Below are 13,135 nucleotides of genomic sequence, written 5' to 3'. Positions count from 1 at the left end.
CTGAAAATTATCTTCTTAAACTAATTTCTTAGCATTTTTCACTTTTTGATCGGTAATGGCTATATCCAGCACTTCACTCATTTTATCTACATAATGGAACGTAAGTCCTTCAAGATATTCTGCTTTGATTTCGTCGATATCTCTTTTGTTTTCATGACAAAGGATAATCTCTTTGATATTAGCCCTTTTGGCCGCCAAAATTTTCTCCTTTATCCCGCCAACCGGCAATACTTTACCGCGAAGTGTAATTTCACCCGTCATGGCTAAACTCTTTTTAACACGTTTTTGGGTAAAACTTGATACCAATGACGTTAACATCGCAACACCGGCACTTGGTCCGTCTTTAGGAGTAGCTCCTTCCGGAACGTGAATATGAACATTGTAATTCGCAATAACTTCAGGATTCAATCCTAATGTTTCCGCGTTAGCTCTTATATATTCTAAAGCAATCGTTACCGATTCTTTCATTACGGTTCCCAAATTTCCAGTCATTGTCATCGTGCCTTTTCCTTTGGAAATAATGGATTCGATAAACAAAATATCACCACCCACACTGGTCCAGGCTAAACCGGTTACAACGCCTGCAATCTCATTATTTTCATATTTGTCGCGCTCCAAACGTGGTGCTCCCAATACTTTTATAATATCTTCAACAGTAACTTTTTTATTGTACTCTTCTTCTAGAGCGATAGACTTGGCTGCATTTCGAACCATGGAAGCAATTTTCTTTTCCAGACTTCTAACACCAGATTCACGCGTGTAGCCAACCACTATTTTCTCCAATTCTTTTTTACCCATTTGTAAATCTTTGGAGGACAAACCGTGTTCTCTCAGCTGTTTTGGAAGCAAATGCTGCTTGGCAATCTCTATCTTCTCTTCAATAGTATAACCATTTACATTTATGATTTCCATACGGTCTCGCAAAGCCGGCTGAATACTGGAAAGACTATTTGTCGTAGCAATAAACATCACTTTCGATAAATCGTATCCCATTTCAAGGAAATTATCATAGAAGTCGGAATTCTGCTCCGGATCCAATACTTCCAACAAAGCAGATGAAGGATCGCCACTATGACTGGATGATAATTTATCAATTTCATCCAAAACAAAAACCGGATTGGAAGTTCCTGCTTTTTTTATATTCTGAAGAATTCTTCCCGGAAGCGCACCAATGTATGTTTTACGGTGACCTCTAATTTCAGCTTCATCTCTTAAACCACCTAACGACATACGAACATATTGTCTCCCCAAAGCTTCTGCAATAGATTTACCTATGGAAGTTTTTCCGACTCCCGGAGGTCCGTACAAACAGATGATTGGAGATTTCATGTCGTTTCGCAATTTCAAAACAGCCAAATGCTCTATGATTCGCTTCTTAACATCTTCTAAACCAAAATGATCACGGTCTAATATTTTCTGAGCGTTTTTCAAGTCGAATTTATCTTTGGAATACTCATTCCAAGGCAATTCCAAAAACAACTCCAGGTAATTGCGCTGAATTGAAAAATCAGGCGATTGAGGATTCATGCGCTGCAATTTGCTGATTTCTTTATCGAAATGCTTTGCCGCCTTATCATCCCATTTTTTGGATTTCGCCTTAACGCGCATGTCTTCAATTTCCTGATCGTGCGAAACACCACCCAATTCTTCCTGAATTGTTTTCATTTGCTGATGCAGGAAATATTCGCGTTGCTGCTGATCTAAATCAAAACGCACTTTCGACTGAATATCGTTTTTAAGCTCCAACTTTTGCTGTTCGATATTCATATAGCGAAGCGTTTCTAATGCTCTTTCTTTCAGATTATTAATAGAAATCAACTCTTGTTTCTCATGAACACTCAAATTCATATTGGACGAAACAAAATTGATCAGGAAAGGATCGCTTTCGATATTCTTAATCGCAAAAGTAGCTTCCGTAGGAATGTTTGGACTCTCACGGATAATCTGAATAGCCAGTTCTTTAATAGAATCTATTATTGCAGCAAATTCTTTGTCTTTGTTGGCCGGACGCTTTTCAGGAACTTCTTTGATCGTTGCTCTTAAATAAGGCTCATCCGTTGTGATCTCATCAATTTCAAAACGTTTTTTCCCCTGAAGAATAACGGTTGTATTACCATCAGGCAACTTAAGAACTCTCAAAATTCTGGCAACGGTCCCGATACGGTTAATATCGTTTATGGTTGGATCTTCGATTTCTTCATCTTTTTGAGCTACCACGCCAATAACTTTTCCTGAAGCATTAGCGTCATTAATAAGTTTGATGGATTTATCACGGCCTGCTGTAATAGGAATTACAACTCCGGGAAACAATACCGTGTTACGAAGCGGAAGAATTGCCAGATCAGTGGGCAGTACTTCATTGTTCATCTCCTCCTCGTCTTCGGGAGTTAAAAGTGGAATCAATTCAGCATCAGTATCAATTTCCTGAAGTGACAAGTTGTCAAGGGTAAGTATTTTTTGATTCGACATAGTATTTTTAGGACTTTTTGTCATTAAACAATAAAAAACAAGCGTCAAAACAAAACATTGTGCTTCAACTATCTTATTGAATATCAATACAAATTTACATTATATTAAAATTCTTTCTTAGTATTAGTCAATCTTTATGCCATAAAAAAAACCCGAAATGACTTTCGGGTTTTAATAAGAGAAAATATCTTTTTATTGATATTGAACGAAAAATTCACCTTCGGTAACATTTTTTGACACAGTCATTGCATTATTCTTTCCGATGAATGTAAATTTACCTTTTATTGTACGATTGGTGCTATTGAGATCAACAACTTGAATATTGCCAGGGCTTGTTGTAAAATCATCATAACTCGAAGAGAATGATTCTGTTCCTAAAGTATACACTCCTGTAACGCCACCAAATTCCAACTGATATGTATTTGGCGCAATAGCATCATCACTAATTATACCCAACGACATAGTTTCTGACCCATTAGAGGCTAATAAAATAAACATATCATCAGCAAATTGTGCTTGAATTTGTGTACTTCCAGTCCACTGTTTCTGAACTCCGTCTACTTTTGCTTTTACATAATAAGTTCCGCTTCCTCCACCAGTATTTCCGCCTCCTGTATTACCGCCACCAGTTGTATCTCCTGATAATGCCGGATCTAAGGGCTCAATATCGCCACTACAAGAAACAAATGAAACCGCAGCTATCATAACTGCAAACAAAGCGATTAGGTTAATTTTTTTCATATAAAAAAGGTTAATTTTTTAATTTTTTTTCCAAATATACTATTATTTTTTATTCATCTTCATTTTTTTGGGACTCTCAGTAATAATATCACACCAGATATAAAAAACAGAGCTAAAAAAACAATAGAATTACGCATACTTCCGGTAATCTGATCGATAACCCCATACAATACCATTCCTATGACAATACCTATCTTTTCTGCTACATCGTAAAAACTGAAATAAGAAGCCGTGTCTTGTGTTTCAGGTAAAAATTTAGAATAAGTAGAGCGTGAAAGTGCCTGAATTCCACCCATTACCAATCCTACAAAACCTGCCGTTATATAAAAATGAATCGGAAGCGTTACAAAAAATGCCGTGATGCATATGATTATCCAAATGAAATTAATAACAATCAACACCTTGATGTTTCCAAACTTTTCCGATGCTCTTGAAGTAATTACAGCTCCCAAAACTGCCACAAATTGTATTAATAAAATACTAACGATCAATCCTTGAGTTTTTTGATCGTCATCTGCCCAACTGATTTCCTGCTCACCGAAATAAGTAGCTACCAACATTACGGTCTGAACTGCTATACTGTACACAAAGAAACTAACCAGATAACGCTTTAAACGTATATTATCTTCCAACTGATGCCAAACTTTTTTAAGCTCTTTAAATCCGTTAAAAAGAATTCCGGAGTGCACCTTGTTTGTATTTTCGTTCCCGGTCGGCAAATAATAAAACGCGTATTGACTGAAAAGTATCCACCAAACACCAACTGAAATAAAGGAATAACGCATGGCTTTCATTTTAGCGTCTGGACCTTCAAGTCCAAACCAAGTCGGAAACCATTCCGGTTTCATTACTAAAACAAGGTTCAGCAACAACAAGACCACACTTCCGATGTACCCCATGGAGTAGCCTCTGGCACTTACCCTATCCTGCTGCTCCGGAAAGGCAATATCCGGTAAATAGGAATTATAGAACACCAAACTCCCCCAAAATCCAATCAATCCGAAGAAATAACAGGCAATACTGAAGTATATATTATCTAAATCAAACCAATAAAGTCCAATACAGGAAAAGGCTCCCAGATAACAGAAGAATCGCATAAAATTTTTCTTATTGCCCACATAATCGGCAATTCCGGAAAGCAATGGCGAAAAAAAAGCAACTACCAGAAAAGCGAAAGCTGTCACAAAACTTATCAGTGCTGTATTTTTCAGAACAATTCCAAAAACTTCAATCTCCTGAACTCCTTTATTTTTAAACAGTTGTCCGTAATAGATTGGAAATATGGCTGATGCGATTACCAAACTATACACCGAATTTGCCCAATCATAGGAGACCCAGGCATTTAATAATTTCGAACTTCCCTTTTCAAGTTGTTTCATATATACTAAAATAAAAAGCCGCACTTTATAGTGCGGCTCGAATATACATATTTTTTTCTTACTTAAATGTGACTCCAAATTTTGCGGCTTCTGCTTTAGCCTGAGGGATCAATTCTTTAATTTTTGAAATACGTGTTTGATCCGATGGGTGCGTACTCATAAATTCAGGTGGTTTTTGCCCTCCTGAATTTGTCGACATTCTTTCCCAAAATGCTACAGCAGTATCCGGGTTATATCCGGCAATAGCCATTAATGTTAAACCGATCATATCCGCTTCGCTCTCGTGTGCACGGCTAAAAGGCAGCATACCTCCTAATTGTGTTGTAGCTCCATAAGCTGTCATTGCAATTTGTTGCGTTTCTTCGCTTTTTCCTCCTGTAGCCACACCAACACCAACGGCTCCTAATTGTTGCAGCATTCCTGCACTCATACGCTGTTGACCGTGATTCGCTAAAGCGTGTGCCACTTCGTGTCCCATTACAGTTGCCATTCCGGCATCGTCTTTGGTAATCGGAAGAATTCCTGTATAGAAAACGATCTTACCTCCCGGCATACACCAAGCGTTAACCTCTTTATTATCAACTAAATTATATTCCCATTTATAATCTTTCAAGTAGCCCTGATAACCGTTAGCATTAAGCCATTTCTCAGCAGCAACTTTAATTTTAACTCCCACAGATTCAACTCTCTGATCGTCTTTAGTCCCTTTTATTACTTTATTTTCCCCAAGAAACTGGTTGTACTGTTGAAAAGAGGATGGAAAAATTTCATTATTAGAAACCAAAGCCATCGTACTTTTACCTGTAAACGGATTTTTAGCACAAGAAACAACAAGTGCCAATGAACCCGCCACTATTAAACCGGATTTTAAATTCATAACGTAAGATTTTTAGCAAACAAAATTAAACAATTGTCCTATTATCATTGTTAATAAAGGTACAAAATATTATCATTATTTCCTGTTGCAAAAAAAATGCCAAACGATATTTAAGAATTATTTATCATTAGAAGACTTAAGAATAAAGTAACTTGCAGTATATTTTTACAGAAGATGAAAAAGCCCAAACATCAACAAACCATCAAAATTCCAAAAGGGATTCTTTATACTGCTAAAGCTCTGGAAACCATCTCTCCAAATCTAGCGACAAAATTTGCCATAAAATTATTTACCACTCCAATTCGTCATAAACTTCCGAAAAGGGAATTGGAAATGAACGCAAATTCCAAACAACAATTACTTACTATTCAGAGCATTGATAAAAAAGTAATGGTTTACAGTTATGGAACATCATCTAAAAAAGTATTATTGGTTCACGGTTGGTCCGGAAGAGGTACACAATTGGTGAAAATTGCTGATGAATTACTGAAATTAGGTTACTCAACCATCAGCTACGATGCGCCGGGACATGGAAAAGCACCGGGAAAAACCAGCAACATGACTGAATTTATTGCGGCCGCACTACAAATCGAAAAAGAATTTGGTCCATTCGAATTTGCCATAGGACATTCTTTAGGAGGCATGACCGTTTTGAATGCTATCAAACGTGGATTAAAAGTAAAAAAAGCAGTAATTATCGGAAGCGGAGATGTGGTGGAAGATATTCTAAACGATTTTGTTCTCAAATTAAAATTGAAACCGAACATTGCGCAACGCATGAAATTGGATTTCGAAACAAAACTTGGTGAAACCATGAACAGTTATTCTGCGTATATAGCTGCAAAGGACATTTCAATTCCCGTTTTGGTGGTACACGACATAGATGATCATGATGTACCTGTTTTTGCCGGAGAGCACATACATCAACATCTGAAAAACGGAGAAATACTGATTACCAAAGAGTTAGGTCATCGAAAAATTTTAGGAGACAACAAAGTCATTAAAAAAATAGTTGAATTTATTCAATAGAACTCATGAAAAAAATTGTTTTGCTTATAATTATGAGCCTCTTTATCTCCTGTAATGCTCAGGAAAAAAAAGAAGTAACACAAACTTCATCTGCTACTTTGCCTAAAACGGAAGCGGAATGGAAAGCTAAATTAACTCCGGAACAGTACGAAGTTTTGAGGGAAAAAGGTACCGAACGCCCTTTTACAGGAGAGTATTGGAAACATTTTGAAAAAGGAATGTATGCTTGTGCCGCTTGTAACAACCCTCTTTTTAATTCGGATGCGAAATTTGATTCCGACTGCGGTTGGCCTTCTTTTGATCAAGCAATAAAAGGTTCGGTAAAATATCATGATGATTCCAGCTTTGGCATGGAACGCATTGAAGTTACCTGTGCAAAATGTGGTGGTCATTTAGGCCATGTTTTTGACGATGGTCCGATGGAAACAACCGGAAAACGTTTTTGTACCAATTCTGTATCGATTAAATTTATACCTGCAAAACCATGAGCTATCCCATAGAAAAATCAGAAGAACAATGGAAATCCGAATTGGGTGAAGAGAAATACAAAATCCTACGCCAAAAGGGAACCGAATATCCGCATACCGGTGAATACAACCTGCATTTTGAAAACGGAACCTACTGTTGCGGTGCCTGTGGAGAACCTTTGTTTGAAAGCAATTCAAAGTTTGATGGGCATTGTGGCTGGCCCTCTTTTGACGAATCCATTCCCGGAAAAATTGAATATATAAAAGACACTTCACACGGGATGCTTCGGGTGGAAATTCTTTGTGTAAGATGTGGCGGACATCTTGGACATGTTTTCAATGACGGACCTACTCAAACGGGTATCAGATATTGTGTAAATTCTTTATCTTTAGATTTCCATAAAAAATAAACCATGAATTTATTTGAAGAGCAAAAGGATTGGGCAAAAAGTTTTGTGCCTCTTTTAGAAAAATACACCGGAAAAAAACATCCGCTCGACTATCAGAATTTGTATCAGTTGATGGTTATGGTAATTTTATCGGCTCAGGACTCGGATGCCAACATCAATAAGATTGCTCCTGCCCTCTTTGAAGTCTATCCGAATTTGGAAAGTATTGCAGTTTCTAATGTTGATGCGTTGATTCCCCATATTTCAAAAGTTCGAAATTTCGGAACAAAAGCTAGTTGGCTGCTTGAAATTGCTCAGGAACTTAAAGAGGACAAAAATATTCCGTTAACCATGGAAAAATTGGTTGCTTTAAAAGGAATCGGAAGAAAATCAGCCAATGTAATTATGCGCGAAATGCAAGCTTCTGCGGAAGGAATTATTGCAGATTTACATGTAATTAGAGTTGCGCCAAGAATTGGTTTAATTGCCGAATCCAAAGACGGCAACAAAGTGGAAAAACAATTAATGCAGGTTTTACCTAAAGAAATTTGGGGTGAAATCGGGATGTCTATTTCCTTTTTAGGACGTGAAATCTGTCGCCCTACCAACCCGAAATGCGAACTTTGCCCAGTGAATACGGTTTGTCATTTTTATAACAATGCTGCTTCTTAATAAAAAAACAAGTTTACAATATTGATAAGAACAACACTAAGCACAGCCAATAAAAGAACTATGAATAGTGTTGTTTTTGTTTTTTTAATTTTTCTTTTAAAACAGCTCATTTTCGGCATTATCAAAATTGAAAATAAGAGCTTCTTTCAAATCTTTAAATTCCGTATCACTGACTCTCCAACCATCATCATATTTTGAAAACTTCACTTTCTTTTTAATGGTTTTCTCCTTCAAATCATATAGAATCTTGCCAAACGGAGTCACTTCCTTTCTGATTATAGTATATTCAACATAGTAAGAGATCATTTCACCTAATTTAATTTCCTGAATCCCTGTTACCTCACCGAATTCAACTCTGGCAACTTTAACATCAACTTCGTTAAAATAGCCTTCATCTCTTTCTTCAGAAACAACATACTTATTTCCTTTATCATTTAAAATTGCCTTAGCGTGATACTGTGATGGCCAATCTCCCTCAAAGGAATAATCAAGTAAACCTATTTCTTTAAGTTGTTTGTACTGATTAGCAGTTCTGTCTGCGGAATAAGTATTATCATCGACTTTAAAAGGTTTTATTTCATCAAAAGGCACACTTAAACCGGAAATAATCTGCTCTTTAGCTTCATCTCTGGTTAGTTTATCATCACAACTTGTAAAAAATAAAACAATTGAAAATGACAATATAATTCTTAAAAAAGTCTTCATATAAAGTAATTATTTAGTGTTTTTAGCTTTCCAAACCATATAATCATTAAGATCTGACTTTATTTGATTTACAACTAATCCAATTACGAAGATGTCATCAATAAATCCAATGCCAGGGATAAAATCTGGAATGAAATCAATTGGTGAAAGAAAATACAATAGCGATGCAAAAATGGCAATTATCGAGCCTTTAGGAATTTCCTTGTACCTTCCATTAATGTAATCACTAACTATCGAGAAAAACGATTGCAAATAATCCCACACTTCTCCAAGCTTACCTTTATTTGAAGCAGCTTTATCAATGGCCAAACTTACTTTTTCTTGTGTTAATTTACGGTCATTAAGGATGTTTTCAGCCTCTTTCTCGGACATTTTATACCCCTTTTCAATTTGATTTAAATTACTTTCAACAGTATCCATATGTTAGATTTTAAGTTAACACCGCTAAAATAAAACGGCAAAGCAAGACAGTCCTGAAAACCTTATTAAGGGAGGATTATTAGGTATAAAAAGGACATTCTGCCTTTTGAAGTTATTTTTTTAGGAAGATTATACTTTTAAAAGAATACGGATTTGGGTTCCGTTCTGTTCCGTAAAATCTGTGGAAATCGGGTTTTCAATTTCGGGTTGTAACAACTGAAGCCGTTCTGCTGCCAGTAAAAGTGCTTTGGATTTGTGCAGTTTCACTTTCTGGAACGAAGCCTTCCCTTTTCCGTTGTCGCTAATGGTGCATTCCAACAACTGTCTTGCCTTCATTCTAAAGGTAATATCCAGCTTTGGATTCGGATGTTCATCGTTAAAAGCATGCACAAAAACATTTTCTACAAAAGGCTGCAATAACATGGTGGGAACTTCAATGAAAGGAGCATCAATGGCTTTATCCTGGACAATATTTACAGTTACACGATTTCCAAAACGCATATTTTCCAGTTTGATGTAGGTTTTTAAAAACGAAATTTCCTCGTCCAACGGGATGGTTTTCTTGGAAGAATTATCTAAAGTAAGGCGCATTAACCTGGCTAATTCACTAATAAACAACAACGAATTATCCACATCATTACTAATAATAAAATCCTGAACCGTATTCATCGCGTTAAACGTAAAATGCGGATTCATCTGACTCAACAGCGCATCCAGCTTGGTTTCCGCTATACGCTTTTCGATCAATGCCTTTTCTTTTGCTTTATTTTTATAACGAATCACTCCGTAAACAACAATCAGAATTACTATCAAAACAAGTCCGGCAATAAACCACCAACGCAACCAAAAAGGAGACTGAACCACAATCTTCAACAGCTGAAAAACTGTTACTTTACCGGCATTCTGATCGAAAACTTCAATTTCCAGATTGTAATTTCCATGCGGCAGATACGACAGAAAAACACTAGGCTTATCACTGTACGGACTCCAACGGTTACTGGAATTAAGACGGTAGCGGAATTTTAGTTTGTTCGGAAAAAGATGCCCTTTCGGAACAAAATCAACTGCAAATGAATTGTGTTTGTAATCGCAAATTAGTTCCTTACCAGAATATTCAAACCAATTGTAATTTGCTTTAGAAATCGGTTGATTATTGATCAAAATCTTCTCGATTGCCATGGATTGTGCCGTTTTCTGATCCGACAGCAACTGATTCAAATTCAGTACATAATATCCTTTTTCCGTACCTAACCACAACTCATCCTTAAAAATTTTAGAGGATTTGAAATTACAGTTTTTTAACCCTTGCTCCTTGTCAATCAGGCGAATATTCCCATTGTGATAAATCGTAATACCGCTTTCTGTACCAATCAGAAGATAATCCTTATATGATTCCAGAAAATTAATCGTCTTTCCTGCAATTTCATCTTTGGAAATCTTTTTTTTGATTTTGAATTGCTTATCATCTTCCACTATAAAAACATCGCCAAATTCAGCCGCTAAAACAAGTTGATCTTTGGCATTAACCGTTATATGCTTAAACTTTTTTTCTTTCCAGATGCTTTCCGATAAATAGCTTCGGAATTTACTCTTTTGATGAACATACAAGCCGTTAAAGACAGAAATCAGATACGTTTTATCTTTGTGATTCAATATCTTAACGATAAACTGCGGTGTATTATCTTCAAATTTCGAATAATGTGTTCCTTTGAGTGAATACACATCATCATAGACATAAACCCCGGCGAACGTAATGGTTTCAATAAATTTACCATCAGAAGTAAAACCAATTTTTAAACTATGCTTCGGGATATAACTGATGATTTTCCCCTGAGTATTCAACTCAAAAATACCAATATTGCTTGCCACCCAAATCGTCGAGCTGTTTTTCACCATTTCATAAAACACGATACCTTCAGCCGGAATCTTGAAATTCAATTCAAAATCCCTAGATTCCCTGTAATCTGTTTTAAAAACTCCTGGATGCTGTTTTATATAATCCGATTCAAATTTCTTAAAATCCGAGCGAAAAACTTCTTTTTTTAATGCTCCAGAAGCATTGAGAATTGAAATTCCTTCGTTGTGAAGCACGAATTTCTCATTGCCAACCAACTCAAAATCAATACAACTCCTATTCAAAAAAGGAAAAGACTTAATCATACTTCCCAAACGGATTTCATAAATTCCTTTGTCGTTGGAACCGGCATAAAGTACATTGCGCTGTGCATCATAAACCACATTCAGAATGATTTTGGAATCGATACCCAATTGCTCCGAAACATTGATCATTTGATTGTTCATTATTTCATAAACGCCTCCATCCGGATTGTAAACACCATCTGCAGCTGCATAGATTTTACCATCGCGGGTTTGGGCAAAATCCCAAATTATGGAAGTCCCAAATGTTGTAAAATCAGCTTTTCCTTTTAACAACTTCGGAAGATTCGTTTGCTGAACAAAACCTTCATTTCCAAAGTAAATCGTATTTGCGTTAAGAAACTGACTGTAGAAATTTTTCCCTTTAAAAACAGGAACAACGATAGGCTTTTCCCCTTTTTCATCAATTTTGAAAAGCCCGTCAAAAATCGAAATAAAGTACACTTCTCCCTCAAAAATGAAAAAATCCATGCAGATAAAATCTTCTTTTGTTTTGGGAACATTCGGAGTAATTACCTTATTCGAATTGATGTCAATAATTGAAATTCCTTGTTCTGTTCCAACATACACTTTATCGCGAAAAGGGAAAATTTTTCGGGTTTTATTTGCCGGAAGTCCATTTTTTTTAGTAAAAATCGTAAATTTTCTCCCATCATACTTACTGATACCACCACCGTAACTGGCAAACCACATAGTGCCATTCGCATCTTGTGCAATATCCCAACAACTGTTGTGACTAAGACCGTCAGTTTCATCTATCGTCTGAAAAATGCCGTTTTGTAACCGTGAAATGCCGTTTTCTGTACCTATCCACAAGACATTAGACCTATCGATAAAAAGGGATCGCACTGCATTGTTTGGCAAACCATCAGCAGTTGTATAATTGGTGGAAGCTAAATACTGTGAAAATACAGACTGAGTAAAGAAAAATAAAAGAAGCTTAAGTAGTAATCGCATCCATTAATTTCTTTTTGGTAAACAAACTGTCCGAAACGGGAATAGCGTCACCGGTAATCATCTCCAATTTATAATCATCAGATTTAAAACCTTTAATAAAATTTTTATTTATCAGATAACTTCGATGTACTCGGATAAAGTTAGGCTGTATCAACAGTTCTTCAATTTCTTTAAAAGGCTTGGAAGTAAAATATTCTTTGTCAATGGTATACACACTGGAATAGGAACCATCCGATTTGCAATATACAATAGCGTTCGCTTGAAGTACTTCAAAACCATTTTTCGTTGGAAATATAATACGTTGTTTATCAGTAAATTGATTACTAATGTTTTCAGCAAGCAATTTAAATCGATCAATAGAAATTTTAGATTTTTTTTTGGCTTCAAATCGGGAAATTGCAACTTTAAAATCTTCAATATTGATAGGTTTCACTAAATAATCCAAAGCACTATTTCGTATTGCCTGAATCGCATACTCTTTATGGGCTGTAGTAAAAATGATTTCAAAATTGATGCGCTCAAAATAGTTCAGGAGTTCAAAACCGCTCTCGTCCGGCATCTGCACATCAAGAAAGACCAAATCTGGTTGGTGCTTGCGTATGGAACGAACCGCAGTTTCCACCGAATTGCATTCATCCGTAACCTCTAAAATGTCAGCATAATAGCGCTCACAAAATTTTCGTAAAAAACTTCGTGCATGCAATTCATCATCCACAATGACAACTTTGATCTTCATTACCAACCCATTAATTAAGCTCAAAAATACAATTTAGTCCCAAAAAACGCTAAATAATCTTATAAAAACAGGAATAATTTACACGAATTTACCTATTTTATTTATTATCCGGAGCGAAAGGCTTGGTTTTGATTGCT

General features: G+C 36.1%; 12 protein-coding genes. 4 read left to right on the top strand and 8 right to left on the bottom strand.

The genetic code is table 11. The features are described from left to right. Window positions 1-15 precede the first annotated feature (15 nt). From lon to ABGT15_RS02765, 4 genes are all read right to left on the bottom strand, one after another. The gene (lon, locus tag ABGT15_RS02780; RefSeq protein ID WP_367229893.1) at window positions 16-2,469 is read right to left on the bottom strand and encodes an endopeptidase La; all 2,454 of its coding nucleotides are present in this window, start codon (window positions 2,467-2,469) and stop codon (window positions 16-18) included. A gap of 192 nt (window positions 2,470-2,661) precedes the next feature. Further along, a complete protein-coding gene (locus ABGT15_RS02775; protein ID WP_367229892.1) occupies window positions 2,662-3,210 on the bottom strand; it encodes a DUF6252 family protein in 549 nt (182 codons plus the stop codon). Between the two features lie 59 nt (window positions 3,211-3,269). Beyond that, window positions 3,270-4,589, bottom strand: coding sequence for an MFS transporter (locus ABGT15_RS02770; protein WP_367229891.1), 1,320 nt, complete (start codon window positions 4,587-4,589; stop codon window positions 3,270-3,272). Between the two features lie 58 nt (window positions 4,590-4,647). Next, entirely contained in the window at window positions 4,648-5,466 is an 819-nt protein-coding gene (locus tag ABGT15_RS02765; protein WP_367229890.1) for a M48 family metallopeptidase, read from the bottom strand. 174 nt (window positions 5,467-5,640) lie between these two features. Between ABGT15_RS02765 and ABGT15_RS02760 the strand changes: the two genes are divergently transcribed. The 4 genes from ABGT15_RS02760 to ABGT15_RS02745 are packed head-to-tail and all read left to right on the top strand — an operon-like array spanning window position 5,641 to window position 8,023. After that, window positions 5,641-6,495 carry an alpha/beta hydrolase gene (locus tag ABGT15_RS02760; RefSeq protein ID WP_367229889.1) on the top strand — a complete coding sequence of 285 codons (855 nt, stop codon included), beginning with the start codon at window positions 5,641-5,643 and terminating at the stop codon, window positions 6,493-6,495. 5 nt (window positions 6,496-6,500) lie between these two features. Then, window positions 6,501-6,983, top strand: coding sequence for a peptide-methionine (R)-S-oxide reductase MsrB (gene msrB / locus ABGT15_RS02755; protein ID WP_367229888.1), 483 nt, complete (start codon window positions 6,501-6,503; stop codon window positions 6,981-6,983). Then, entirely contained in the window at window positions 6,980-7,372 is a 393-nt protein-coding gene (msrB, locus tag ABGT15_RS02750) for a peptide-methionine (R)-S-oxide reductase MsrB (RefSeq protein WP_367229887.1), read from the top strand. Before msrB (ABGT15_RS02755) ends, msrB (ABGT15_RS02750) begins: the two co-directional genes overlap by 4 nt. A 3-nt stretch (window positions 7,373-7,375) precedes the next feature. After that, window positions 7,376-8,023, top strand: coding sequence for an endonuclease III domain-containing protein (locus ABGT15_RS02745; protein WP_367229886.1), 648 nt, complete (start codon window positions 7,376-7,378; stop codon window positions 8,021-8,023). 96 nt (window positions 8,024-8,119) lie between these two features. Here ABGT15_RS02745 and ABGT15_RS02740 read toward each other — a convergent pair whose 3' ends face one another. From ABGT15_RS02740 to ABGT15_RS02725, 4 genes are all read right to left on the bottom strand, one after another. Continuing rightward, window positions 8,120-8,728 carry a hypothetical protein gene (locus ABGT15_RS02740; RefSeq protein ID WP_367229885.1) on the bottom strand — a complete coding sequence of 203 codons (609 nt, stop codon included), beginning with the start codon at window positions 8,726-8,728 and terminating at the stop codon, window positions 8,120-8,122. A gap of 9 nt (window positions 8,729-8,737) precedes the next feature. Next, complete coding sequence (locus ABGT15_RS02735; RefSeq protein WP_367229884.1) at window positions 8,738-9,148, bottom strand: YkvA family protein; 411 nt, start codon at window positions 9,146-9,148, stop codon at window positions 8,738-8,740. Between the two features lie 129 nt (window positions 9,149-9,277). After that, entirely contained in the window at window positions 9,278-12,262 is a 2,985-nt protein-coding gene (locus ABGT15_RS02730) for a sensor histidine kinase (protein WP_367229883.1), read from the bottom strand. Continuing rightward, a complete protein-coding gene (locus tag ABGT15_RS02725; protein WP_367229882.1) occupies window positions 12,246-12,998 on the bottom strand; it encodes a LytR/AlgR family response regulator transcription factor in 753 nt (250 codons plus the stop codon). The genes ABGT15_RS02730 and ABGT15_RS02725 overlap by 17 nt, the downstream gene beginning before the upstream one ends. Window positions 12,999-13,135 lie beyond the last annotated feature (137 nt).

This window comes from Flavobacterium enshiense (genome assembly GCF_040750275.1).
GTDB lineage: Bacteria > Bacteroidota > Bacteroidia > Flavobacteriales > Flavobacteriaceae > Flavobacterium > Flavobacterium enshiense_B.
Note: the sequence above shows the minus strand (reverse complement) of the source record. Positions and strands in the feature narration are given on the sequence as shown.

Bases quoted from the DNA above. Each gene is read 5' to 3' on its own strand.
- lon (WP_367229893.1), bottom strand. From the start codon at position 2,469: ATGTCGAATCAAAAAATACTTACCCTTGACAACTTGTCACTTCAGGAA.
- ABGT15_RS02745 (WP_367229886.1), top strand. From the start codon at position 7,376: ATGAATTTATTTGAAGAGCAAAAGGATTGGGCAAAAAGTTTTGTGCCT.
- ABGT15_RS02725 (WP_367229882.1), bottom strand. From the start codon at position 12,998: ATGAAGATCAAAGTTGTCATTGTGGATGATGAATTGCATGCACGAAGT.
- msrB (WP_367229887.1), top strand. From the start codon at position 6,980: ATGAGCTATCCCATAGAAAAATCAGAAGAACAATGGAAATCCGAATTG.
- ABGT15_RS02775 (WP_367229892.1), bottom strand. From the start codon at position 3,210: ATGAAAAAAATTAACCTAATCGCTTTGTTTGCAGTTATGATAGCTGCG.
- ABGT15_RS02765 (WP_367229890.1), bottom strand. From the start codon at position 5,466: ATGAATTTAAAATCCGGTTTAATAGTGGCGGGTTCATTGGCACTTGTT.
- ABGT15_RS02735 (WP_367229884.1), bottom strand. From the start codon at position 9,148: ATGGATACTGTTGAAAGTAATTTAAATCAAATTGAAAAGGGGTATAAA.
- ABGT15_RS02730 (WP_367229883.1), bottom strand. From the start codon at position 12,262: ATGCGATTACTACTTAAGCTTCTTTTATTTTTCTTTACTCAGTCTGTA.
- ABGT15_RS02740 (WP_367229885.1), bottom strand. From the start codon at position 8,728: ATGAAGACTTTTTTAAGAATTATATTGTCATTTTCAATTGTTTTATTT.
- ABGT15_RS02770 (WP_367229891.1), bottom strand. From the start codon at position 4,589: ATGAAACAACTTGAAAAGGGAAGTTCGAAATTATTAAATGCCTGGGTC.
- ABGT15_RS02760 (WP_367229889.1), top strand. From the start codon at position 5,641: ATGAAAAAGCCCAAACATCAACAAACCATCAAAATTCCAAAAGGGATT.
- msrB (WP_367229888.1), top strand. From the start codon at position 6,501: ATGAAAAAAATTGTTTTGCTTATAATTATGAGCCTCTTTATCTCCTGT.